We start from the raw sequence: 24588 nt of genomic DNA on the forward strand, positions 1-24588 counted from the left end.
AACACCGCTTTTCGCTCACTCTATCGCGCGGCATTCCTGATATACTGTATATAAACACAGTATATCGAGGTGCAGCATGGAATTAACGGACAAGCTGGAAATCCTGGCCGATGCGGCCAAGTACGACGCGTCCTGCGCCAGCAGCGGGGCGCCCAAACGCGATTCCATCGGCAAGGACGGCTTTGGCGCCACCTCCGGCATGGGCATTTGCCACAGCTACACGCCGGACGGGCGCTGCGTCTCGCTGCTGAAAGTGCTGCTGACCAATTACTGCCTGTACGATTGCCAGTACTGCGTCAACCGCCGTAGCTCGAACGTACCGCGCGCGCGGTTTACGGTGGCCGAAGTGGTGAAACTCACCGCCGACTTTTACCTGCGCAACTACATCGACGGCCTGTTCCTCAGTTCCGGCATCATCCAGTCGGCCGACTACACGATGGAGCAGCTGGTACAAGTGGCGCGCGAGTTGCGCGAGGTGCACCAATTCCGCGGCTACATCCATCTGAAAACCATCCCCGATGCCGATCCGGGCCTGATCGCGCAGGCGGGCCGCTATGCCGACCGGCTCAGCGTCAATATCGAACTGCCGACGCAAGACAGCGTGCAAAAGCTGGCGCCGGAAAAAAGCGTGCACACGATCAAGCTGGCGATGGGGGCGATCCGCCGCAAGCTCGATGAAAAGGCGGAAGAACCGCGCTCGCCGCGTTTCGCGCCGGCAGGGCAGAGCACACAGATGATCGTCGGCGCCGACGCCAGCGACGACCAGCAAATTCTCTCCACGGCCGAGACCCTGTACGGCAGCTACAAGCTCAAGCGCGTTTACTATTCGGCCTTTAGCCCGATCCCCGACAGCCCGAACAGCGTGCCGCTGGCGCCGCCGCCCATGCTGCGTGAACACCGGCTGTACCAAGCTGATTTCCTGCTGCGCAGCTATGGCTTTCAGGCCAGCGAATTGCTCCCGAGTACGGGCGGCAACCTGGCGCTCGACATCGATCCCAAGTTGGCCTGGGCGCTGGCGCACCGCGAACATTTTCCGCTGGACTTGAACCGCGCGGCGCAGCACATGATCGCGCGCGTGCCCGGCATCGGCTTGCGCAATGCGCAGCGCATCGTCGACCTGCGCCGTTTGCGGCAGGTGCGCTACGCCGATTTGTCGCGCCTGCGCTGCAGCATGAAAAAGATTGCGCCGTTCATCATTACGGCTGATTACTTTCCCGCGCGCGACACCACCGCCTCGGAACAGCTGCGCCGCACTATGGCCGATGTGCCGCGGCAGATGAATTTATGGCCGGAGCTGCAGGCCGCATGAGTACGATGGTGCGGCTGGCGCAGTCGTTCGACGAGTGGCGCGCGGCCGCACGCGAACTGATCGCGCGCGGCGTGCCACCTGCCGACGTTGCCTGGCAGTCGCAACCCGGTGATGGCGACCTGTTTTCCTCCACGCCAGATGCAACGGATACCAGCGCGCCACTGCTGCGCCTGCCCCGTCCCTTGGTGGAACTGCTGGAGGCTGCCGCCTGTTTCAGCGCCGCCGACCGCTGGGCCTTCCTGTACCAGGTGCTGTGGCGCTGGCAACTGGGCCAGCACGACGTGATGTCGCCTGCCGATACGGACGGCGCGCGCCTGCACGCCATGGCCAAGGCCGTACACCGCGAAGAGCACGACATGCACGCGTATGTACGCTTCCGCGAGCGGGCCGAAAGTGACGGTGCCCCCCGTTTTGTCGCCTGGTTCGAGCCGACCCACGACGTACTGCCGCAAGTGGCGCGCCATTTCGCGCGCCGCATGGGCACCATCAGCTGGATGATCGCCACGCCCACGGCCACCATGCTGTGGGATGGCACGACCTTGCGCGCCGGCCCCGCATTGCTGCGCGGCGCAGCCGACATCGATGACGCGGGCGAAGCGCTGTGGCTGACGTATTACCGCAGCATCTTCAACCCGGCGCGCGTGAATGCGGACTTGCTGCACAGCCATATCCCCTCGCGTTTCTGGAAGAACTTGCCTGAAGGAGCCATCGTGCCCGCCATGCTCAGCGGCGCCGCGAATGGCGAACGGCGCACGGGGCAGACCGCTAGCGTGGGCCAGCGCAGTGGCGCCACCATGATCCCGATTTCCGCCGAGCGCGCCCAGCCCGCGCGCGCGGCAGCCACCACTTTGGACCAGTGCCGCCGCTGCGAACTGTGGCAACACGCCACGCAAGCCGTGCCCGGCAGCGGCCCGCAACAGGCGCGCATCATGCTCGTCGGCGAGCAACCGGGCGACCAGGAAGACCTGGCGGGACTGCCGTTTGTGGGCCCGGCCGGCGCGCTGCTGGACCAAGCGATGCACGATGCGGGCATGGCGCGCGACAGCATCTATCTGACCAACGCCGTCAAGCATTTCAAGTGGGAACCGCGCGGCAAGCGCCGCCTGCACAAGACGCCCGCGCAGCGCGAAATCCTCGCCTGCCATGGCTGGCTGGAAGAAGAGATCGATCATGTCAAACCACAGGTGATCGTGGCGCTGGGCAGCACGGCGTTAAAGTCCGTGCTGCAAGATGGCACAGCCACCATGACGCCGCTGATCGGCACGCCCATCCAGCACGACGGGCGCTGGCTGGTTGCCGTGTATCACCCCTCATATGTGCTGCGCGCGCCGGACGAGGCCAGCCGGCGGCAGGCGTATGCGGTGATTATTGCTGGGCTGCAGCAGGCGATGCGGCTACTACAAGACCAGGATCACAGCGTCGACGCAGGCACTTCCTCCCCCGCATCACGCCGCGCATAGCGCTGCGCAATCACGGCGCAGATCATCAACTGGATCTGGTGGAACAACATCAGCGGCAAAATCACCATGCCCAGCGAACGCGTGGAGAACAGCACCTTGGCCATAGGCACGCCGCTGGCCAGACTTTTCTTCGATGCGCAAAAGACGATGGCGATTTCATCTTCCTTGTTGAAACCCAGGCGGCGGCTGACAAAGGTCGAGATGCCCAGCACCAGCGCCAGCAGCAGCAGGCTGATCAGGCCCAGCGCGACCAGGGTTTCCACCGAGATCGTATGCCACAGGCCTTCGCTGACGGCTTCGCTGAACGCCGTGTAGACCACCAGCAAAATCGAGCCCTGGTCGACGTACTTCAAGGTGGCCTTGTGACGGTCGACCCAGCGGCCGATCCAGCGGCGCAGGAATTGGCCGGCCAAAAATGGCAGCAGCAACTGCATGACGATGGCGAGCACCGCGTCCACCGACGACTTGCTTTCCGCGCCCTTGGCCACCAGCAAGCCGACCAGGATGGGGGCGAGGAAAATACCGATGAAATTCGAGGCCGAGGCGCTGCAGATGGCAGCCGGTACGTTGCCGCGCGCCATGGCCGTCATGGCGATCGACGATTGCACGGTGGATGGCAGAGCGCACAGAAACAAGATGCCCATGTACAGGTCGGGCGTCAGAAACGTCAGCGCCAGCGGACGCAGGGCCAGACCCAGCAGCGGAAACAGGACAAAGGTGCTGGCCAGCACCAGCAAGTGCAGCCGCCAGTGCATGGCGCCGGCCACCACGGCTTCGCGCGACAGCTTGGCGCCGTGCAGGAAAAACAGGGCGCCGATGGCAACGGTGGTGATATTGCCGAAGACCACCGCCGTCGTGCCCGTGCAAGGCAGGAACGTGGCCAGCACCACGGTGACGAGCAGAGCAACGGTAAAACTATCGGGTTTCAGATTGCGCAACAGGGCAGCGGTAGAAAAAGAAGACATGCGGTAACCTGGTAGCGGCGCAGTCTTGCAACACTGTGCCGGGGATGACAAACAGCGCCGGGAGCGGCGCCAGTGCCGGCTATTCTACCCGTATTGCCCAACTCCTTGCCTGGCAGCATGGGCATCGCTGCCCCGTAAAAACCATGCGGACAAAAAAATGCCCTGTCCGCAGACAGGGCAACCCGGAGTAAAGTACAGCGCGAGGGATTAACCGGCGGCTTTGACTTTCAGCTCGTTCTTGATTTCTTTCACGCCGCTCACGGAAGCGACGATCTGCACGACGCGGTCACCCGCTTCGGCGCTCGGCACATCGCCCGACAGCACAACGACACCTTGCTGGGTTGCTACCTTCACTGGCAGGGCAGCGGCTTGCGCATCGGCGCTCAGGGCGGCCTTGGCCGAGGAAGTGATGGTTTCATCAGGGATGGCAGCGGCGGCGTTGGCGGCCACTACGGTGTCAGCAGGAGCTTGTGCTTTTGGGGCGGAGTCAGCTGCATGCGAAGCGGTGATCGAGGCGCCCGACAGTACGATAGCGGCGACCAGGGTATTGAACAGTTTCGATGTTTGCATGGTAGTTCCTCTCAATGAAGTTAAAAGCTTCTTACTTGGCTATAGCAATAAACAGCAACACGTTGAAGCGTCACATCTACCCATACAGCAAGCACCGTGCCAGCTTTTAAATTGCCTTCAAAATCAACGACTTACTTGCAAGCCCGATTTTTCCAGCCCGTTTCAGCCGGATCTGCCCCGAAAAACGGGGCTTTTTGTCGCCTGACAGCGACAGCTTGTGGCAAGACAATCAATATTTCTCGGTAAGTCTTTGATTATCCATGCTTTATTTTTGTCGCTATTCAGCGACAGGGTCGCCGTCAAGCCGAAACAGGGCCGGCGTCAGCTCGTATTTCTGTAGTAAACGGTAGAACTCCGTGCGGTTGCGGTCGGCCAGGCGGGCCGCGTCGGCCACGTTGCCGTCCGTCAGGCGCAGCAATTGAATCAGGTAGTCGCGCTCGAAGCGCTGCTTGGCTTCGTTGTAACTGAGCGCTTCCAGCGACGGCACGCGCAAGGCCCGTTGCACCAGGCTCAGGGGTACCAGCGGCGCCGTGGCCAGCGCGCACACTTGCTCGACCACATTGACCAGCTGGCGCACGTTGCCGGGCCATGGCGCGCTGACCAAGGCAGTGAGGGCGTCGGGCGCGAAGCCGTTCAGGGGCTTCTGGTACTTGGCCGCCAGTTTCTGCAGGAAATGATTCGCCAGCAGGGCGATGTCTTCGCGGCGCTCGGCCAGCGACGGCAGGGTCAGGGTCACCACGTTCAGGCGGTAATACAAGTCTTCGCGGAATTGCCCTTCCGCCATGGCCACGTCCAGGTCGCGGTGCGTGGCGGACAAGAGCCGCACATCCACGGGACGCGTCTGGTCGGCACCGACGGGGCGCACGGCCCGCTCCTGCAGCACGCGCAGCAGTTTCACCTGTAGCGGCAGCGGCATGTCGCCGATCTCATCTAAAAACAAGGTGCCGCCATCGGCCGCCAGGAACAGGCCTTCACGGTTGCCGACGGCCCCCGTAAACGAGCCCTTCACGTGACCGAACAGTTCCGATTCCAGCAACTGCTCGGGGATGGCGCCGCAATTGACGGCGATGAACGGCGCCTTGGCGCGGCGGCTGGCGTTGTGCAGGGCGCGCGCCAGCAACTCCTTGCCCGTGCCGCTGGGGCCGCGGATCAGGATGCTGGCGTCCGATCCGGCCACCAGCTTGGCTTCGGCCAGCAGCTCGGCCATCTGCGCGCTGCGGCTGATCAGCTCGGCGCGCCAGCTCTCGTCGCCGGACGCTGGTGCCGGCATGACGGTAGACAGGTTGATGGCATACGCCACCTTTTCCATGAGCAGCTTGCCATCGAACGGCTTCGTCAGGTAGGCAAACGCGCCGCGCGCCGTCGCCTCGACGGCGTCGGGGATGGTGCCATGCGCCGTGAGCAAAATGACGGGCAGGGCCGCATGCTGGCGGCGGATTTCATCGAACAGGGCCAGGCCATCGCGGCCCGGCAATTGCACGTCAGTAATGACCAAGGCCGGCAATTCCACGGCCAGGCGGGCCAGCGCCGCTTCCGCGCTGCCCACGGCCGTAACCCGATAATTGCCCGCTTTCAAGCGGATGGTCAGCAGGCGCAGCAGGTCAGGGTCGTCGTCGACCAATAAAATGTGGGCGTGCTGGCTCATTTCGGCACTCCTGCGGCTGGGCGCACGGACAGGCTGCGCTCGATGTTTTTCAGCGCTTCCAGTTTTTCATTGAGCTGATCGATACGGCGTTGGGCGTCGCGCAACTGGGTGTTGAGCTTATCGACGCTGTCTTCCTGGCGGCGCAGTTCCGCATATTGGCTGCTGAGCAATTGCACCAGCGGCGCCAGCAATTGTGCATCCTTGCCCGTGGCCGTGAGCAATGGTTCGAGCAGCGCTTGCGCGCGGGCAAGGTCGCCGGCACCACGCAAGGCCGCTTGCAGCATGGCGCGGCGGACGGTGCTGTGCGGCGCGTGATCGGCCTTCGCCAGGTCCAGCTGCGCTTTCACCAGTTCCGACGGCGTCATCAGGCGCAAGGCGCCTTGATACGCCAGCAGTTCGGCCAGCTGGGGGTCCATCACCACCACGACGCGCGGCGGCGTTTGCACCAGCACGGGCGTCTGGGTGGGGGGCTTGGCGGCGCAAGCGCCCAATAGCAGCGCGCAGACCGCCATGCCAGCCAGGGAAATTCTCGTCATCATAAGGGCAGTTCTATCCGAAAATGCGCGCCAGCGGGGCGCGGTAAAAGAGTCACGCTGCCATCGTGGGCGGCGACATATTCGCGCACGATGGACAGGCCAATGCCATTGCCGTTGCGCGCGCCGGCCGCCTGGCGCACTCCTTGGTAAAACGGTTCAAAAATACGCGCGGCATCCTCGGGCGCCACGCCAGTGCCTTCATCGATGCAGTCGATGCGCACACGGCCGCCTTCGCTGGACAAGGTAAAGCGCACGGTGCCGCCTTCCGGGCTGAAGCGCACGGCGTTCGACAGCAGGTTCGCCAAGGCCGTCGCCAGCTTGTCGCGGTCGGCCTGCACGCTCAAGGATTCGCCCTGCACCTCGACGGTCAGGCGGCGCGCCAGCCATTGCAAGCGCTGCCCGGCCACCACATCTTGCAGCAAGACCAGCAAGTCGACCTTGCTGCGTGCCAGATGCTGGGCGTCAAAGGCGGCAGTATTGTAGCGCAGCAAGTCTTCGATCTGGGTTTGCAAGGAGGCCGTGTTTTGCTGCAGGATGCCGGCGATTTCGCGCTGGCCATCGCTGAGCTTGCCGGCCACCTCGTCCTCCAGCAAGGCCACGCCTTCGCGCAGGGCCGCCAGCGGCGTCTTCAGTTCGTGCGAGATGTGGCGCAGAAAGCGTTCCTTGTCCGCGTCGAGGTCTGCAAGGCGCTGGCGCAGCCAATCGAGCTGCTGGCCCAGGCGGCGCGTGTCAGCCGGGCCACCGACGACGATGGGCTGGTCATAGCGCTTGTCGCCCAGGCGCCCGATGGCCGTCTCGATGCGGCGCAGCGGACGCGACAGCAAGAAGCCGAAGCAGGTGGCCAGCACGGCCGCCAGCAACACGGCGCCGCCCACCAGCACGCTCAGCACGCGGCGCTGGCGTTCCAGCTCGGCCAGCAAGGCATCGTTGCGGCTGCCGATTTCCGTCTTGCTTTCGCGCGCCAGGCGGTCATTGATCTGCGTCATGCGGGCAAACGCGCGGTAGACGACGGCGTGGCCATCGCGCTTGCGACGTTTTCCCGCTTGCAACACTTCCCAGGCCGCTTGCGCTTGCACCATCCACTCGTCGGCCAGTTGGGGCGCGAACTCGGGCGTGGCGCGGTTCAGCAACTGCAGCGCCGCCGTCGCTTCGTCGCGGGCCGCCGCGTAGCGCTCGCGGAACACGGGATCATCGAGCACGAGGAACTGGCGTGCGCTACGCTCCATGGCCAGGGTGCGCTCGGACAAACGCTGCGACTGCTCCGTCAGGGCAATCGCCTGCGCCGCCGTCTCGCGCCCCAGGCGCGCCAGGTACTCCAGGGTCAGCAGGGCTTGCACGGAGGTGGCTGTCAAAATGCCCGTCGTCAAAATGAAAGCGGCAAATAACAGTTGGCGAAAGGACAGTCTGGACAAGGTAAGCGCCTTCGGATCAGTCAGCAAGGGGAAAAGGCGCATGGTACGCTAAGCCTCCATCCCAGGGCGCCACCTGTCCACAAATAGTTTATTTAGCAATATTGTTGCTTTTGCGTCCGACAAGCAAGCCTCGGCGGCGGCGCGCAGATACTCCTAGTACAATAGGGAAAACTTCATACAGGCATCAAAGTGGCACCCCGCCCTGGCGGCCAGCCCTGGCATTACGCCACTTTGCCCCCACATGTCATGCAGCCCAACCGACTATCCGTATCACCTACCAAAGAGATCCCATACCGCATGAGCACATTTGAAAAAGTCAGCAGCAACTTCATTCCAGTCTTGCAGGCAACCATCGAGCAATATGTCGAGCCAGCAACGGGCATGCGCCATATCCACATGCATACCGAGCAGGCTGAGATGGTGTTCCTGGTGGCCTTTCCCACTGTGCCGGAAGTGAGCGACGGGCGTGCCCACATCCTCGAGCATCTGGCCCTGTGCGGCTCGTCGCGCTACCCGGTGCGCGACCCCTTCTTCTCGATGCTGCGCCGCTCGACGGCCACCTTCATGAATGCGATGACCTATCCGGACCGCACCGTGTACCCGTTCGCCAGCACCGACCGCAAGGATTTCTTCAACTTGCTCGACGTCTACCTCGATGCCGCCTTCTTCCCGAACCTCGATTACCTGAACTTCCGCCAGGAAGGCTGGCGCCATGCGTTCGAAGGCGATAAGCTGGTGTACCAAGGCATCGTCTTCAATGAAATGAAGGGCGCCTTCAACAGCCCCATGCGCGCGCTCGACAGCGGCATCGCCAGCGCCTTGCTCAAGGGCACGACGTATGAAGTGGAATCGGGCGGCGATCCGCTGGTGATCCCGGAACTCACGCATGCCATGCTGAAAGAATTCCACGCCAGCCATTACCATCCTTCGCAAGCCGTGATCATGACTGCCGGCAATATCGAAGCGTCGGCCGTGCAAGAGCAGGTTGCCGAACGCGTGCTGTCCAAGCTCAGCGGTTTTTCCGAGCGCCGCTTGCCGCAACTGGCTCCCGCATGGACCACGCCGCAGGAAAACGTGGTGAAAATTCCTTCGCAGGAAGCGCGCGACGATGAGTTCGGCCTGCAATTCGCCTGGCTGATGGGCGAGTCGAGCGACCCCATCGCCTACTACCACGCGCATTTGCTGTCGCACGGCTTGCTCGGTGAATCCTCGGCGCCCGTCATGCGTGCCATGGAATCGGCCGGCTATGGCCGCCCATCGGACATGAATGGCCGCGACGCGGGCATCCGCCAGATGGTGTTCCACATCGGCATGGAAGGTTTGACGCAGGAACAGATCACCGATGCGCACCAGCGCATCTGGACGGCCCTGGAAGAAACGGCGGAAGAGGGCATTCCGGCCGCCGTGCTGCACGCTGCCTTGCGCGACATCAAGTACAGCCAGCGCGAGATCAGCAGCGGCCGCATGCCTTACGGCCTGGGACGCTTGCTGCACGCCTTGCCGCTGGCCATGTATGGCGGCGATGTGATGGATGCCTTCGACAATGCGGCCATCCTGGAAACCTTGGAACAGCAGATCGAAGACCCGGAATTCTTCAAGCAATTGGTGCGCGAACTGATCGCCAATCCGACCCGCTTGACCACGCACGTGGTGCCCGACAGCGCCTACTTCACGGACCGCGCGGCCCAGGAAGACGCCAAGCTGGCGGCCCTGCAAGCGCAGCTGACGGATGCCGAGCGCGAACACATCGTGGCCGAATCGGCCGCGCTGGAAGCGCATCAGCAACTGCCATCGAATTCGGAAGTCTTGCCACGCATCCGCCCTGGCGACGTCAGCGCCGCGCCGCGTCCGGCCTTGCCGATCCCCCCGGCGATCGACGGCGCCGTGGCGTTTTCCATCGCATCGAACGGCATCAGCTATGCCAACGTGCTGTACGACGTGTCGAGCCTGCCGGAAGCGTCGTGGCCATGGCTGCGCCTGTACACGGACCTGGCGCCGGAACTGGGCGTGGGCGACATGTCGTTCGACGACGCCAGCGCCTGGCGCCAGAGCATGGTGCCCTCGTTCCACATCGGCCTGGAAGCCATTCCCCGTCCGCAGCAAGCGATGCGCGTGGAACTCTCGTTCTCGGCCAGCGGCTTGCGCGAAGAACACGCGGCGATTGCCGCCGTGCTGTCGGCCTGGATCGCCAAGCCCCGCTTCGATGAAGAAGAGCGCCTGGCCTTCCTGATCGAAAGCCTGGTGCAGGACAAATTGAGCAGCCTGGCCGAATCGGGCAACCGCTACGCCATGCTGGCCTCGGCAGCGCCCCTGTCGCCCACGCGCCGCTTCGACGACATTGTCGGCGGCCCGGCTGCGCTGCCGTTCTACCGCCGTTTGCAGCAACTGAGCAAGACGTCCGCAGGCTTGCAGGAAATCGCGCGCGAGCTCGACGCCCTGCACGCGCACATCATCGCCCAGCAGCCGACCGTGCTGTGCGCCGGCCTGGAGCAAGATGGCATCACCCTGGCCCGTTTGCTGGAATTGCCTGCAACCAGCACCGACACGGCCGCGCCAGCCGTTGCCGTCGCACCTGCCGCCTTACCGCTGGCCAACACGGCCCTGCATGCGACGAGCCAGATCAACCATTGCTTCGTTTCCTGGGCCGTGCCTGGCGTGCACAATCCGGACGCTTCCGCCCTGGCCGTCGCCGCCGAACTGATGACCAACCAGGTGCTGCATACGGCCCTGCGCGAAAAAGGCGGCGCGTATGGCGGCAGCGCCAGCTACGCGGCCGGCGCCGGCACGTTCACCCTGAGCTCCTACCGCGATCCGCGCCTGGCCGGCACATTTGCCGACTTCGGCACGACTCTGGATCAAATCCTCGATGGCGATTTCTCGCAGGAGCAAGTGGAAGAAGCCATCATCTGCGTCATCAAGGGCCTCGACAAGCCGCACTCGCCGTACGCGGAAGCCCTGACGGCGTGGAACATGCAGCAGCGGGGCACGACGGAAGCCGTGCGCCAGCAGTTCCGCACCGGCGTATTGACCTGCACCTTGAGCCAGATCAAGGAAGTCACGCGCACCTGGCTGAAAAACGGCCAGCAAAGCCGCGCCGCGTTTGCGGGCAACACGACGCAAGACCTGGCAGGCCTGGAAGTGGTCGACCTGCTGGCGCTGGCCAGCTAAGAGCGCCGTGCCGGATTCAATACCGCAACTATTGCGGTATTGAATTCGCTTCCATGTACATCAACTCCCATTGATGCCCATCGGGATCCTGGAAACTGTGGCCATACATGAAGCCGAAATCGATCGGCTCCTTGTAAATGCTGCCGCCCGCCTGGACGGCCTTTGCCACCAGGTCATCGACTTCGCCCCGGCTCTCGGCCGACAAACACACCAGCACTTCCGTCGCCACCTTGGTATCGCACAGCTGCTTGGGCGTGAATTGCTTGAATTTTTCGTGCGTCAATAGCATCACGAAGATATCGTCGGCGACGATCATGCAAGTCGCCGTTTCATCCGTGAAATAGGCATTGAAACTGAAGCCCAGGGCCGTGAAAAAGGCCACGGAACGCTCGAGCGACTGCACGGGCAGATTGACAAAGATTTTGCGGGCCATCATGTCTCCTTGTAAGTCGAATGAGTACATCTTGCCCGCCGATTCTACACCGGCTTTTCAGCGCTTCGCGCGCGCCACGGTCTTGCGCGCGTAGTCGAAATGGCGGCTAAATGCGGCACTGAAATTGGCCGGGTGGCGGTAGCCCGGTTTATCAGCCCGGTTTATCAGCCCGTTTATCAGCTCGCTTACCAGCCCGCTTGCGCCACCTGGCAAGCATTTTCCAGCAGCAACTTTGCCAGCTGCATGCGCAGCGCCAGCAGAGTGCCTTGCGGGCTGTCGTTGTGGCGGTAGTGCCAACCCTGCTTGAACTTGAACAAACTCAGCCCCACTTGCGCGCACAGGTAGTCGAGCGTGAGGTCTTGCGCCATCGGCTCCTGCATCAGCGCGTAGGCGCGTTCCAGTTTGGCAATGTCAGCCTTGGACCAGCGCGGCAAGGGGAACTGGCACAGCACTTGCGCAGCGCCGGCTTTGCCCGCATCGAGCGATACCAGGCCAGCGACTTCCCCATGGCGCCCGTGCAAGTGCTGATCGCCCGCCAGGCGGCCAGTTAAAGCTTCGACAGCGCGTCGCCCAACTCATCGAAGACGAGGCGCAGCCGCTGCGCCAGCGGCCCCCGCTGCGGGCGATAAATATAGATGTCCCATGGCACAGGTTCTGCGGCGCGCATGACGGCCACCAGGCGACCGGCGGCCAGGTGGCTGTCGACGAGAAAGCTGGGCAGCTGGCCAAACGCCAGTCCTGCCAGCACGGCAGACAATTCCGCTTCCGCGTCATCGCACATGAAACGCGCGCCCGCCGGATAGATGTGCTGGCCATCGGCAAACAGCCATGGCCAGGCGCGGCCCGTGTTGCGGTCATGCATGGCGGTGGTCGGCAAGCGGTTCAAGTCGTCGAAGACGTCCGGGCTGCCGTGGCGCGCGATGCACTCGGGCGTGCCCACCACGTACAGCTGCGTCTTGGCCACTTTGCGCGCCACGAAACGGTTGTCGCGCAGCACGCCGATGCGCACGCCGATATCGATCTTTTCATTGACCACGTCGACCAGTTCATCGCTGAGGCGCAAGTCGAAATTGATCTTCGGATGGCGCAGGGCCAGGTCCGTCAGGGTCGGCAGAATCACGGCGCGCGCCAGCGAAGCGGGCGCCGTCAGGCGCACCAGCCCGGCCGGTTCATCGCCATTGTCGATATCGTCGTGTTCGAACAACTGGTCCACTTGCTGCACGGCTTGCTGCGCAAGAATGGCCAATTTCGCGCCAAATGCGCTGAGCTGCACCTGCCGCGTATTGCGGTGAAACAGTAATTCACCCTGCAAGCGTTCCAGTTCCTGTACCGCGCGCGTGACGGCCTGCGGTGAAATGGCCAGGCGGATGGCCGCTTCCCTAAAACTGCCCAGTTCGGCAGCACAGCAAAAAATACGCAACATTTCCAGTCGATTCGACATAAGGCGGCCTCACGATGCTTCCCAATTTTGAAATTTTTTAAGCTTAGCATTCCATTGTTTGCAAGCATGATGGGCCAGCGACTGATGTCATCCGCAGCAGCGGCTGCCTCACGGTGCAGGCGTGTCAATCCGCACCTTGCTGCAGCGACTCGATGATCAGGCCGGCGAGCCGCTCGACGGGCGGCCTGGACACGCTGGAGGCGCGCAGCAGTTCCAGCGACAGCGGGGGCAGGGCGGGCAAGCCCTCCGCCACGTGATCGAGCGCGCGCACGGAAGAGGGCAAGCCCAGGCTGGTGCGCACCGTCACGCCCAGCCCGGCGGCCGCGGCGGCCCACAGGCCGGCCAGGCTGGGACTGGTGAACGCCGTGCGCCAGGCGATGCCAGCCCGGTCCAGCGCCTGCGTGGCGCAGCGCTGGAACAGGCAATCGCGGTCAAACGTAATCAAGGGTAACGGTTCGCCCGACCCGGGCCGCCAGTCCAGGCTGGACGAAGCGATCCAGCGCATGGCCGGCTCGGCAATATGCTGGCGCTGCTGCGGCGGATACTGCGCCACGTCGGCGATGCAGGCGCCACCCCACAGCAGGGCCAGGTCCAGCTGGCCCATGGCCAAGCCTTCCATCAGGGCCGTGTTACGCGCCACGTGCGCCTCGATGCGCACTTTCGGATGCGCGCGCGCAAAGCGCCCCAGCACGTCGGGCAGCAAGGCTTCGCCAAAATCCTCCTGCAAGCCCAGCCTGATCCAGCCTTCCAGTTCCGCGCCGCGCAAGGCGACGGCCGCCTCGTCGTTGAGTTCCAGCAAGCGGCGCGCATAACCGAGCAGAACTTCGCCGGCCGGCGTTAGCGCCAGTCCCCGGCCATCCTTGCGGAACAGGGGCATGCCCGCTTGCTCCTCGAGTTTTTTCAGCTGCGCGCTGACGGCCGAGGTGGAACGGCCCACCTTGTCGGCCGCGCGGGCAAAGCTGCCCAACTCGATGCCAGCTACATAGCTGCGCAAGAAGGCAATGTCAAAATTAAGCAGGCTCATGGCGCAGATTCAATCGTCCTATTTTATGGGATGGTGCAGCGAAAATTATCTGATATTCAGAATGATCGTAGCGCGCAACACTGTCAGGGTCAACCACTTTCCTCTCCATACCATGACCACCAGTTGCCCAGCTGTTCCTGTTCCCGTCTCCACGCCCGCGCTCGGCGATGCCCACCGCTGGAAAGTGCTGGCCGTGGGCGTGGCGGCCAATGCCAGCTTTTCTGCCGCCGCCAACGGCATGCCCACCACAGCCATCTGGCTGCGCAGCGGCTATCACCTGAGCAATACGCAACTGGGCGTGGCGCTGGGCGCCATGGGCCTGGGCGTGGCCCTGACCGAATTGCCGTGGGGCATGGCCACCGACCGCTGGGGCGACCGTCCCGTGCTGCTGACAGGCTTGCTAGGCACCATGCTGGCCTTGCTGTCCCTGCTGCTGTGGATCACGCCGCAGGATGGTAACGTGCCGCCCTTGTGGGCGCTGGCGGCCGGGCTGGCGCTGGTGGGCGTGCTGGGCGGTAGCGTGAATGGCGCCAGCGGTCGCGCCGTGATGCGCTGGTTCGGCACGGGCGAACGGGGTTTCGCCATGAGCATCCGCCAGACGGCCGTGCCGCTCGGTGGCGGCTTGGGTGCCCTCATCTTGCCCAGCCTGGCATCGCGCTTTGGCTTCATGCCCGTGTTTGGCGCCCTGGCCCTCGTATGCGGCCTGTCGGCGTTTTTTACATGGCGCTGGATGCATGAGCCCGATTTCTCTGCCGAGGCCGCCACGGACCCACAAAACGCGTCCATGGGCCTGTCCGGGGCCAAGCCGCCGCCACCGCTGCAAGGTCCCCTCAAGAACCGCAAAGTCTGGCGCATGGTGGCCGCCATCGGCCTGCTGTGCGTGCCCCAGTTTGCCGTGCTCAGCTATGCCACCGTCTTCCTGCACGACCATGGCCACCTGGGCCTGGCCGCCATCACGGCGGTGATGGTAGCCCTGCAGGCGGGCGCCATGGTGATGCGCATCTGGAGCGGACGCCACACGGACCGCCACGCGAACCGGCCCGCCTACCTGCGCGGCTCGGCCCTGGTAGCGCTGGCCTCATTCGTCTTGTTGGGATGCATCGCCGGACTGGACGCGCCCGGCTGGCTGCTGATGGCCGCCGTGGTGGCTGCCGGCATCGCCGTGTCCGCCTGGCATGGCGTGGCCTACACGGAGCTGGCCACGGAAGCGGGCGGCACCAACGCGGGCACGGCCCTGGGCATGGCAAATACGGCCGTCTACGTGGGGCTGTTCCTCACGCCGATGGCCATCCCGCACCTGCTGGCGGCCAGCAGTTGGCCCGTCGTGTGGTGGCTGGCGGGGCTGGTGGCGCTATGCACGTGGCCGCTGTTTCCCAAGACTTAAAGCAACGGCGAAATGCGATAGATACACCGCATCGCGTTCGTCAGCAAATGCTGTTCGCGCACGATGGTCGCGCCCGGCCCCACCACTTCCTGGAACAGCTGCAATTCGGAGCGGCAAAAACCCTGGCAAGTGCGTGCGGCGGCGCAGATGGGGCAGTGGTCTTCGATCAGCAGCCAGTCCTTGCCATCGGCTTCCACGCGCGCCATATAGCCCTCTTCATCGCGCACGGCCGCCAGTTGCTGCAAACGCGTAGGCAAGTCCGGCGCCGAGCATGCCAAGGCGTACGCGCTGCGGCTTTCCTCTTCGCGCTGGGTAATGAGTTTATCCAGCCCCGCTTCGCCGAACAGCTGGCGCACCGAGCCGATCAGCTTGATCGTCAGCTGCGCATGCGTGTCGGGAAAGCGCGCATTGCCCGCTTCCGTCAAGACCCAGTTCTGGCGCGGCCGGCCAGCACCTGCCTGCGCTTCCTGGCGCCCCTCGATCAAGCCCGCCGCCACCAGCTTTTGCACTTGCTGACGCGCCGCCTCGCCCGTCATGTCCAGGGTCTTGGCCAGGGTGGCCGTGGAGACGGGTCCCTTGGTCTTGATGAAATACAGGATGCGCTCCGTCGTTTGCGGCGCCTCGCTATTATCCAAACGTTTACTTGTGTAATTCATTTCACTCAACTATCATGGGGCCAGTTAACCAACTAATTGCTTGCATAATAGGCCGGTAGCTCCCCGCTGTCGAGGAGTTTCCACGTCCGCATGCAGGCAAGACACTTTTTGGACTGGAATCCCATGCAACTTCCGCACTCCATCTGGCTGTTTCACGCCATCCTCGCTACCGGCCTGGCCACCTGGCTCAGTCTGGCCGCCATCAACAACCTGCACGCCTTCCACGGCGCCGTCTGGGCCATCGGCAACACCATGCGCATGGACCCGCTGCGCCAGGACCCCACCATCCAGACGCCGCTGCTGCGTCGCGCCCTCACCTCATTGACCTTGCACCGGCTATCGCTGGGCGTGGTGCTGGCGCTGCAACTGCTGGCCGCCATCGCCGCCTGGACGGGCGTGGTGCTGTTCTTTGGCGCCTCCCTGACGGCGGCGCTGCCTTGGCTGAACCTGGCCTTGTGCGCCATGGCCGCCTTTTTGCTGCTGATGCACCTGGGCGGCCTGTGGTTCGGCTACTGGATCGCCCAGGAAGGCTTGCAGACGACGCATTTGGTGCTGCTGCTGTGGACCTTGGGTTTGTTCTTTCTTTTCAACGCGCAGTGGACCTGATCAGCCTCCGCTGCGCCTCTTCTTTCCTGTTGTAAAGGACTTCATCATGAATACGAAACTCGTCGGCGCTTCCGCGCTGGCCATCACCCTGGCCGTCGCCGGTGCCGCGCTCTATCCGCGTGCCGACTCACATGCGGCCGATGCCGCCGCCTACCCCGCCACCAAGGTGGCCCTCGTGCCCGTCGTGCTGGGCACGCAGCAGCGTTTTTTTGCGGGCGTGGGTGAACTGGAAGCGGCGCGCCAGGTGCAGGTAGCGGCCGAAACGGGCGGGCGCATCACGCAGATCCGCTTCGCATCGGGACAGACCGTGGCAGCCGGCGCCATACTGGTGCAGCTCAATGACGCGCCGGAGCAGGCGGCCCTGCTGCGCCAGCGCGCGCAGCTGAAAAACGCGGAAAGCAGCCATGCCCGCACGGCGCAGATGGTCAAGGAAAAGGCCGCCACGCAGGAGCAATTGGATAGCGCATTGGCCGCGCGCGACGCGGCCCAGGGCGACGTGCGCCAGACGGAGGCGCTGATCGCGCAAAAGACCATCCGCGCACCGTTCGCCGGGCAGCTGGGCATTCGCAAGGTGCACGCGGGCCAGTACCTGAACGCGGCCGACACGGTGGCCAGTTTGATCGATACGCAGTCGCTGCTGGTGAACTTCGCCCTCGATGAACAGAGCAGTGCGAAGCTGGCGCCGGGCCAGGCCGTGCAAGTGCTGGTGGACGCCTATCCCGGCGAGGTTTTTACAGCCAGGATCAACGCCATCGATCCGCTGATCGCCCGCTCACGCATGGTGCAAGTGCAGGCAGCGCTGACAAATCCGCGGGGAGCGCTCAAGGCGGGCATGTACGCGAATGTGCGCGTGGCGCGCGAAGCGGGCCAGCAGCTGACGGTGCCGGAAACGGCCGTGACCTACAGCGCGTATGGCGACACGGTGTTTGTCGCGCAGCAGGAGGGCAAGCAGCCGCTCACCGTCAAGCGCGTGAGTGTCAAGCTGGGCGAGCGGGCCGGGGGTCGCGTGGCCATTCTTGACGGCTTGCGTGAAGGCCAGCGCGTGGTCGCCTCGGGCCAGCTGAAACTGGCCGACGGCATGGCCGTGCAGGCGGTGGCCAACACCCTGGACGAGGCCAAGCGCGCCGCGCCCAAGGCCGGTTCGTAAGGAGCACGCTACCATGAAATTTACCGACTTATTCGTGCGCCGCCCCGTGCTGGCGCTGGTGATCAGCACCCTGATTCTGATGCTGGGCGTGATCGCCATCAAGCAACTGCCGATACGCCAATATCCGATGCTCGAATCGTCCACCATCACCGTCACCACCAACTATCCGGGCGCCTCGGCGGAACTGATGCAGGGTTTTGTGACGCAGCCGATTGCGCAAGCCGTGTCGTCGGTGGAAGGCATCGACTACCTGACCTCGTCGTCGGTGCAAGGCAGCAGCACGGTGACCGTGCGCATGGAACTGAACCGCGATTCCACGCAGGCGTTGACGGAAGTCATGGCCAAGGTTAACCAGGTGCGCTACAAGCTGCCCGAAGGCGCCTTCGATCCTGTCATCGAGCGCTCGGCCGGCGATTCCTCGGCCGTCGCGTATGTCGGCTTTGCCAGCGAGAGCGTGTCGGCGCCCGCGCTGACGGACTACCTGGCGCGCGTGGTGCAGCCGATGTTCGCCACCATCGATGGCGTGGCGAAGGTCGACGTGTATGGCGGCCAGCAGCTGGCCATGCGTTTGTGGATCGACCCGGCGAAACTGGCGGCGCGCGGCCTGACGGCGGCCGACGTGGCCGACGCCGTGCGGCGCAATAACTACCAGGCGGCGCCCGGCAAAGTGAAGGGACAATTCGTCGTCTCGAACATCAGCGTCAACACCGACCTGACCAGCGTGGCGGAATTCCGCGACATGGTCGTCAAGAAGGGCGGCGATGCAAAGGACAGCGCTGCCCTCGTGCGCTTGAAGGACGTGGGCACGGTGGAACTGGGCGCGGCCGCGACGGAAACGAGCGGCATCATGGATGGCGTGCCGGCCGTGTACCTGGGCCTGTCACCCACGCCGGGCGGCAACCCGCTGGTGATTGTCGACGGCATCAAGAAACTGCTGCCGGAGATACAGAAAACCCTGCCGCCCGGGGTGAAAGTCGAGTTGGCATTCGAGACGGCGCGCTTTATCCAGTCGTCCATTGACGAAGTGGCGCACACCCTGCTCGAAGCGCTTGTGATTGTCGTCATCGTCATCTACCTGTGCATGGGTTCCTTGCGCTCGGTGCTGATTCCCGTCGTGACGATACCGCTGTCGATGCTGGGTGCGGCGGCGCTGATGCTGGCCTTCGGCTTCAGCATCAATCTGCTCACCCTGCTGGCAATGGTGCTGGCCGTGGGCCTGGTGGTCGATGACGCCATCGTCGTGGTGGAAAACGTGCACCGCCATATCGAGGAAGGCAAGACGCCCGTGGCGGCGGCCCTGGTGGGCGCGCGTGAAGTGGCCGGCCCCGTGATTGCCATGACGATCACCCTGGCGGCCGTGTATGCACCCATCGGCATGATGGGGGGTCTCACCGGCGCGCTGTTCAAGGAATTCGCGCTGACCCTGGCCGGCGCCGTGGTGGTGTCGGGCGTAGTGGCCTTGACCTTGTCGCCCGTGATGAGCTCCTTGCTGCTGCAGCCGAAACAATCGGAAGGGCGCATGGCGCGCGCCGCCGAGCATTTCTTCGAGGGCCTCACCAGCCGCTATGCGCGCCTGCTGGACCGCTCCTTGCACCACCGCTGGCTGAGCGCCGGGTTCGCCGCGCTGGTGATGGTCAGTCTGCCGTTTTTGTACCTGCTGCCGCAGCGCGAACTGGCGCCGGCGGAGGACCAGGCCAGCGTATTAACGGCGATCAAGGCGCCGCAACACGCCAACCTCGATTACGTCGAGCGCTTCTCGTACAAGCTCGATGACATTTACAAAAATATTCCCGAAACGGCGTCGCGCTGGATCATCAATGGCGGCGAAGGCCCGGCATCGAGCATCGGCGGCATCAACCTCACGCCATGGGCCGAGCGCTCGCGCAATGCGGCCGTCATCCAGGCCGAATTGCAGCACGCCGTGGGCGACGTGGAAGGCACCAGCATCTTCGCCTTCCAGCTGGCGCCCCTGCCCGGGTCGAGCGGCGGCTTGCCCGTGCAGCTAGTCTTGCGCAGCGCGCAGGATTACGCCACCCTGTTCCGCACCATGGAAGACGTCAAGCAGCGCGCACGCGATAGCGGCTTGTTTGCCGTCGTCGACAGCGACCTCGATTACAACAACCCCGTGGTGAAAGTGCGCGTGGACCGCTCCAAGGCGAACAGCCTGGGTATCCAGATGCAGGATATCGGTGAATCGCTGGCCGTGCTGGTGGGCGAAAATTACCTGAACCGCTTTGGCATGGATGGCCGCGCGTATGACGTCATCGCGCAAAGCCCGCGCGAACAGCGGCTCACGGCGCAAGCCCTGACGCAGCAGTACGTGCGCGCCGACGATGGCAGCCTGCTGCCCCTGTCGGCCGTCGTGTCGGTGACGGAACAGATCGAGCCGAACATGCTGACACAGTTCAACCAGCAAAATGCGGCCACCTTTCAGGGCGTGCCGGCGCCGGGCGTAACCCTGGGCGATGCCGTGGCCTTCCTCGACGGTGTGGCGAAAACCCTGCCACCGGGCTTCAGCTACGACTGGCAATCGGACGCACGCCAGTTCGCCACGGAAGGCAATGCCCTGCTGCTGGCCTTCCTCGCGGCCGTCGTCGTGATTTACCTGGTGCTGGCGGCCCAGTATGAAAGCCTGACGGACCCTTTGATCATCCTGATCACGGTGCCCCTGTCGATTTGCGGCGCCCTGATTCCGCTGGCGCTGGGCTACGCCACCGTCAATATCTATACGCAGATCGGCCTCGTGACCCTGATCGGCTTGATCAGCAAACACGGCATCTTGATGGTGGAATTTGCCAACGAATTGCAGGTGCATGAACAGCTCGACCGCATCACGGCCATCCGCAAGGCGGCGCAAATCCGCTTGCGCCCGATCCTGATGACGACGGCCGCCATGGTGGTGGGCCTGGTACCGCTGCTGTTCGCTTCCGGCGCGGGTGCCAACAGCCGCTTCGGTCTGGGCGTGGTGATCGTTTCCGGCATGTTGATCGGCACCTTCTTCACCCTGTTCGTGCTGCCCACCGTGTACACCTTTTTGGCCCGCCGCCATACGGCCGACCATGCCACGCCGCGCGCGCGCGACCTGTCGCAGGCGCTGAAGGAATCCCTATGAAAAACTACCGCTATCTTGTCTCCCTTTTCCCCCTGCTAGCCGGCTGCGTCGTCAGTCCCGCCTACGTCACGCCAGGCACGCCCGACGTCCATCTGGCCAGTTCGCAGCAAGCGCAATTCGCGCCCGGTGCGAGCACCGTCAGCGAGACCGCCTGGTGGACATTTTTCGACGATGCGCGCCTGTCGCAACTGATCGCCAGCGCGCTCGAACACAACCTCAATATCGCGCAGGCGCAGGCGAACTTGCTGGCCGCGCGCGCCGTCTTCGACGAGCGCCGCCTCGATGAACTGCCTGCCGTCACCAGCCAGGCGGGATGGCAACGCCAGGTGCAGCAAAACACAGCCGATAGCCGCGCCGCCAACGCCAGCACGCGCGTGGGCTTCGACGCGCAATGGGAAATCGACCTGTTCGGCCGCCTCGCCCATATCAGCCGCTCGGCGCAGGCGCGCGCCGACGCGGCGCAGGCGGATTTGCGGCAAGTGCAGTTGACGATAGCCGCCGATGTGGCGCGCAATTACTACGAGGCGCTGGGTTACCAGCAAAACCTGGCGCTGACGCAGGCGCAGGTGCAAAGCTGGCGCGATACGGTGGCCCTGATCGACGCGCGCATCCGCGCCGGCAGCGGTTTGCCGGAAGAACGCCATAACGCGTTGGCCAACCTGGCGCGCAGCGAAGCGATGCTGCCTTCCTTGCAGGCGGGCCTGCGCCAGGCGCAGTACCGGCTCGATGTGCTGAGCGGCCAAGCGCCGGGCGCCATTTCGCTGGCGACCATGCCGCGCCAGGAAGCGCCGCTGGCGGGCCAGCTGCCGCTCGGCGACGTGAACCGCTTGATCAAGCAGCGGCCCGACGTGGTGCGCGCCGAGCGCCTGCTGGCAGCTTCCAGCGAAGACGTGGGGGCGGCCACGGCCGACCTGTATCCGCGCCTGAGCCTGGGTGGCTTTTTAGGCTTCTTTGCGCTGCGCGGCAGCGGCGTGTTCGATGGCGGCGCGCGCGCCTTCGAGGTGGCACCAATCGTCAGCTATCCAGCCTTCCGCCTGGGCAGCGTCAAGGCACGCTTGCGCGGCACGCAGGCGGAGGCGCAGGGCGCCCTGGCGCGCTATGCGCAAGCCATCCTGGTGGCGCAGGAAGACGTGGAAAACGCCGTCACGCAACTGGCGGAAAATCAGACGCGATTGGCTTCCTTGCTGCAGTCGGCGCGCCATGGCAATGCGGCCCTTGGCATCGCCAGCACGCGCTATCAGGGCGGTTCCGGCAGTTACCAGGCGGTGCTGGAAAACCAGCGCGCACTGTACGATATCCGGCGCGAAGCGTTGCAGGTGGAAACGGCGTCCTATATCGATGCGATCGCCCTGTACAAGGCGCTGGGATGGGGGCACACTATGTGAAATATCGAGGGCGATTTTACGGCGCAGCTGCACGTGGCAGCGCAGTACGCTGCGCTGTACGACCAGGCCGGCATGATGGTGCGCATCGATGCGGAAAACTGGATCAAATGCGGCGTCGAATTTTCCGATGGCCAGCTGCTGCTGAGCACCGTGCTGACGCTGGACAAATCGGATTGGGCCGTCAGCCTTGCCCCTGCCATGCCCGATGGTTTTTGGCTGCGTGTGACGGTGGAGCAAGGCGTGATCCGGGTGCAGTATTCGACCGATGGCCTGCGCTGGCCGCTGCTGCGCCTGGCACCGTTTCCCGAGGCCAGCAACTACCGCGTGGGACCCATGTGCTGTACGCCGGAACGCGGTGGGCTGGAAGTGGTTTTTTCCCGCTTTTCCATCGCTCCGGCGCAACAAAAAGACTTGCATGATTTGAGTTAAATTAAGCCACCCACGTTTCGTGCAGATGGCGCCAATGCAGCGTTCCAGCCGCTGTTTTTTCATACACGACGGTCGACAGGCGCTCGGTGCTGTCGCCGCCGGGCAGCGACTGGAACTCGCGGTAAGTTACGCTGGCGCCGGCGGCACTTTCCTGGATCAATGTCAGGTCGGTGATGCGCATGGCAAGGCCCGGACGGCTGCCGCCGGCTGCGCGGAAAAACTTTGTTAAGCCGGCGCCATCGAGCTGCTTGCCGCCCGGCGCCACCATCGTGAAATCGGGCGAGAAACGCGCCAGCAATTGGGCGCAGTTTTCCGCTGCCGCCGCTTCGCCAGAAAGCCAGTCGCGGATCAGCACATGCGTAGATAAAACGTCGTCAAAATAGGGATTCGTTGCATTCATTTTTTGCTTGCTCCATGGTGATGCAAAAGGTCGAGAATGGCGCGGTTATCGATGCGCAGGCACAGCGCCAAAGGCAGCACGCACGAGGCGGCGGCCAGCGCAAAACACCAGTGAAACACCTGCGCCGCGCGCGCATGCAGGGCAGGGTCGTCCAGGCTGCCGATGCCCTGCGCCGCCAGCAAGCCATTCAGTAGTACGCTAAGCAGCGCCACGCCCAGGCAAAATCCCAGTTGGCGGTTGATATTCCACACCGCGCTGGCCTGGCTCAATTGCGCGTCCGGCGTGCGCAAGAAGGCCGTGCTTTGCGCCGTGCTGCTGCACAAGCCGCCACCAAAACCCATCACGGCATACGCGCCGGCCAGCCAGAATAATTGACCTGCCGCATCCACCCGCAGCAGCATCAGCATGCCCGCCGCCTGCAACAGCGCGCCGGCGATGAACAGGGGTTGCGGACCCACGCGGCGGTAGCTTTTACCGGTCAGCGAAATGGCCGCAAACGAGGCCAGCGCCCACGGCAGCATCAGCGCACCCGCCGTCGACGCCGACATGCCCAGCACGCCCTGCAGGTACAGCATGGCCAGCAAGCTCACGCCCATGAATACACCCGGCACCAGCAGATACATCAACATGGCAATGCGCAGCAGGGGTTCGGCGGCTAGACGCAGGTTGAGCAGCGGCGTGGATTTGCGCAGCGCGCCGCGCACATAGCCCCAGGCGCAGACGGCGCCCAGCGCCAGCAGACCGGCGCCAGCGGCCAGCTCGCCCGGCGTGCCCAGCATGCTCAAGCCCAGCAACAGCAGCAAAATCGCCGTGCTGCCCGCCAACAAGCCGCTCACGTCGAGGCGGGTAACGGTCGCGCGAGGCGGGTCGGGACGCAGCCAACAGGCGGCCAGCAGCAGCGCTAGCGCCGCAAACGGCACGTTCAGGTAGAAAATCCAGCGCCACGAGAGACTGTCGACGATCACGCCGCCCAAGGCGGGCGAGAGGGCGGGCGCCAGCAAGCCCACCAGCATGATGACGGAGGACAGGCCGGGGCGCTCGGCAGGCCGGTATAACTGGTAGGTCATGCTTTGCCCCAGCGGGATGAGCAAGCCGCCGCCCAGGCCCTGCACGCAGCGCCAGATAATCAGCGCCTCGATCGACGGTGCCAGGCCGGCGCCGATGCTGGCGCATAAAAAAGTTAGCAACGATGCCATGAACACGGTTTTGCCGCCATAATAGGCAGCCAGCCAGGCGCTGGCCGGGATGACGATGGTCAGGCCGAGAATGTAGCCGGTGCTGATCCAGGCCAGCTGCGCCACCGAGGCGTGCAGGGCATGGCCGATGTCGGGGTAGGCGACGCTGGTGATGAACATGTTGATCAGGTCGACGAAAAACCCCAGCAGATAAATGGCCGCGACCTTTTTGCGATAGTCCATGGTGCTCCGAATGGCAAACGGCCAGCTTAAGCGCCCATCGCCATTTGCGTAACGGGCCAGCCCCGATTACACTGTCAAACAAATTTTG

The 24588-nt window shown here is 64.0% G+C and carries 21 protein-coding genes; 9 read left to right on the top strand and 12 right to left on the bottom strand.

All coding sequences use genetic code 11. From position 1 onward, the window contains the following. Positions 1 to 76: 76 nt before the first annotated feature. Both ACP7DE_RS25590 and ACP7DE_RS25595 read left to right on the top strand, forming a co-directional pair. Positions 77 to 1309 carry a putative DNA modification/repair radical SAM protein gene (locus tag ACP7DE_RS25590; protein WP_426074729.1) on the top strand — a complete coding sequence of 411 codons (1233 nt, stop codon included), beginning with the start codon at positions 77 to 79 and terminating at the stop codon, positions 1307 to 1309. Then, positions 1306 to 2769, top strand: a complete 1464-nt coding sequence (locus ACP7DE_RS25595; RefSeq protein ID WP_426074730.1) for a UdgX family uracil-DNA binding protein — start codon at positions 1306 to 1308, stop codon at positions 2767 to 2769. The genes ACP7DE_RS25590 and ACP7DE_RS25595 overlap by 4 nt, the downstream gene beginning before the upstream one ends. Here ACP7DE_RS25595 and ACP7DE_RS25600 read toward each other — a convergent pair. From ACP7DE_RS25600 to ACP7DE_RS25620, 5 genes are all read right to left on the bottom strand, one after another. After that, on the bottom strand, positions 2721 to 3734 hold the full coding sequence (locus ACP7DE_RS25600; RefSeq protein WP_426074731.1) for a bile acid:sodium symporter family protein: 1014 nt from the start codon (positions 3732 to 3734) through the stop codon (positions 2721 to 2723). The two genes, ACP7DE_RS25595 and ACP7DE_RS25600, sit on opposite strands and share 49 nt — an antisense overlap. 207 nt (positions 3735 to 3941) lie before the next feature. Next, positions 3942 to 4304: a BON domain-containing protein gene (locus ACP7DE_RS25605; RefSeq protein WP_426074732.1), complete on the bottom strand. Its 363-nt coding sequence runs from the start codon at positions 4302 to 4304 to the stop codon at positions 3942 to 3944. A gap of 277 nt (positions 4305 to 4581) precedes the next feature. Continuing rightward, the gene (locus ACP7DE_RS25610; protein WP_426074733.1) at positions 4582 to 5949 is read right to left on the bottom strand and encodes a sigma 54-interacting transcriptional regulator; all 1368 of its coding nucleotides are present in this window, start codon (positions 5947 to 5949) and stop codon (positions 4582 to 4584) included. Beyond that, complete coding sequence (locus ACP7DE_RS25615) at positions 5946 to 6488, bottom strand: hypothetical protein (RefSeq protein WP_426074734.1); 543 nt, start codon at positions 6486 to 6488, stop codon at positions 5946 to 5948. Before ACP7DE_RS25615 ends, ACP7DE_RS25610 begins: the two co-directional genes overlap by 4 nt. Further along, a complete protein-coding gene (locus tag ACP7DE_RS25620) occupies positions 6485 to 7897 on the bottom strand; it encodes a HAMP domain-containing sensor histidine kinase (protein WP_426074735.1) in 1413 nt (470 codons plus the stop codon). The genes ACP7DE_RS25615 and ACP7DE_RS25620 overlap by 4 nt, the downstream gene beginning before the upstream one ends. Positions 7898 to 8194: 297 nt before the next feature. Between ACP7DE_RS25620 and ACP7DE_RS25625 the strand changes: the two genes are divergently transcribed. Continuing rightward, positions 8195 to 11065, top strand: a complete 2871-nt coding sequence (locus ACP7DE_RS25625; RefSeq protein WP_426074736.1) for an insulinase family protein — start codon at positions 8195 to 8197, stop codon at positions 11063 to 11065. 28 nt (positions 11066 to 11093) lie between these two features. Here the strand turns inward: ACP7DE_RS25625 and ACP7DE_RS25630 are convergent, their stop codons facing one another. The 4 genes from ACP7DE_RS25630 to ACP7DE_RS25645 form a co-directional block, all read right to left on the bottom strand. Next, positions 11094 to 11498: a VOC family protein gene (locus ACP7DE_RS25630; RefSeq protein ID WP_426074771.1), complete on the bottom strand. Its 405-nt coding sequence runs from the start codon at positions 11496 to 11498 to the stop codon at positions 11094 to 11096. Positions 11499 to 11683: 185 nt separating this feature from the next. Further along, positions 11684 to 12019, bottom strand: a complete 336-nt coding sequence (locus ACP7DE_RS25635; RefSeq protein WP_426074737.1) for a hypothetical protein — start codon at positions 12017 to 12019, stop codon at positions 11684 to 11686. 26 nt (positions 12020 to 12045) lie between these two features. Beyond that, positions 12046 to 12939, bottom strand: coding sequence for a LysR family transcriptional regulator (locus ACP7DE_RS25640; RefSeq protein ID WP_426074738.1), 894 nt, complete (start codon positions 12937 to 12939; stop codon positions 12046 to 12048). Between the two features lie 124 nt (positions 12940 to 13063). After that, entirely contained in the window at positions 13064 to 13963 is a 900-nt protein-coding gene (locus ACP7DE_RS25645; RefSeq protein ID WP_426074739.1) for a LysR substrate-binding domain-containing protein, read from the bottom strand. Positions 13964 to 14075: 112 nt separating this feature from the next. Here ACP7DE_RS25645 and ACP7DE_RS25650 point away from each other — a divergent pair, with 112 nt between their 5' ends. Further along, positions 14076 to 15347 (top strand): MFS transporter, encoded by a 1272-nt coding sequence (locus ACP7DE_RS25650; protein ID WP_426074740.1) that lies wholly within the window; start codon positions 14076 to 14078, stop codon positions 15345 to 15347. On the opposite strand, the gene ACP7DE_RS25655 is transcribed toward ACP7DE_RS25650, so the two are convergent. Beyond that, positions 15344 to 16003: a helix-turn-helix transcriptional regulator gene (locus tag ACP7DE_RS25655; RefSeq protein WP_426074741.1), complete on the bottom strand. Its 660-nt coding sequence runs from the start codon at positions 16001 to 16003 to the stop codon at positions 15344 to 15346. The genes ACP7DE_RS25650 and ACP7DE_RS25655 overlap by 4 nt on opposite strands. Positions 16004 to 16126: 123 nt before the next feature. On the opposite strand from ACP7DE_RS25655, the gene ACP7DE_RS25660 reads away from it, so the two are divergent. From ACP7DE_RS25660 to ACP7DE_RS25680, 5 genes are read left to right on the top strand one after another with little or no spacing between them, the layout of a single operon-like run. Further along, entirely contained in the window at positions 16127 to 16609 is a 483-nt protein-coding gene (locus tag ACP7DE_RS25660; protein WP_426074742.1) for a DUF2165 family protein, read from the top strand. A gap of 46 nt (positions 16610 to 16655) precedes the next feature. Then, the gene (locus ACP7DE_RS25665; RefSeq protein ID WP_426074743.1) at positions 16656 to 17756 is read left to right on the top strand and encodes an efflux RND transporter periplasmic adaptor subunit; all 1101 of its coding nucleotides are present in this window, start codon (positions 16656 to 16658) and stop codon (positions 17754 to 17756) included. 13 nt (positions 17757 to 17769) lie between these two features. Continuing rightward, entirely contained in the window at positions 17770 to 20868 is a 3099-nt protein-coding gene (locus ACP7DE_RS25670) for a MexW/MexI family multidrug efflux RND transporter permease subunit (RefSeq protein ID WP_426074744.1), read from the top strand. Beyond that, positions 20865 to 22253 (top strand): efflux transporter outer membrane subunit, encoded by a 1389-nt coding sequence (locus tag ACP7DE_RS25675; RefSeq protein WP_426074745.1) that lies wholly within the window; start codon positions 20865 to 20867, stop codon positions 22251 to 22253. Before ACP7DE_RS25670 ends, ACP7DE_RS25675 begins: the two co-directional genes overlap by 4 nt. 3 nt (positions 22254 to 22256) lie before the next feature. Continuing rightward, a complete protein-coding gene (locus ACP7DE_RS25680) occupies positions 22257 to 22682 on the top strand; it encodes a DUF1349 domain-containing protein (protein WP_426074772.1) in 426 nt (141 codons plus the stop codon). A gap of 1 nt (position 22683) precedes the next feature. On the opposite strand, the gene ACP7DE_RS25685 is transcribed toward ACP7DE_RS25680, so the two are convergent. Together ACP7DE_RS25685 and ACP7DE_RS25690 are read right to left on the bottom strand one after the other, a co-directional pair. Beyond that, positions 22684 to 23082, bottom strand: coding sequence for a DUF4440 domain-containing protein (locus ACP7DE_RS25685; RefSeq protein ID WP_426074746.1), 399 nt, complete (start codon positions 23080 to 23082; stop codon positions 22684 to 22686). Next, positions 23079 to 24500: an MFS transporter gene (locus ACP7DE_RS25690; RefSeq protein ID WP_426074747.1), complete on the bottom strand. Its 1422-nt coding sequence runs from the start codon at positions 24498 to 24500 to the stop codon at positions 23079 to 23081. Before ACP7DE_RS25690 ends, ACP7DE_RS25685 begins: the two co-directional genes overlap by 4 nt. Between the last annotated feature and the right edge of the window lie 88 nt (positions 24501 to 24588).

Origin of the sequence: Janthinobacterium sp. DSP2-3-3, from assembly GCF_049897325.1 — a bacterium.
Taxonomy (GTDB): domain Bacteria; phylum Pseudomonadota; class Gammaproteobacteria; order Burkholderiales; family Burkholderiaceae_D; genus Janthinobacterium.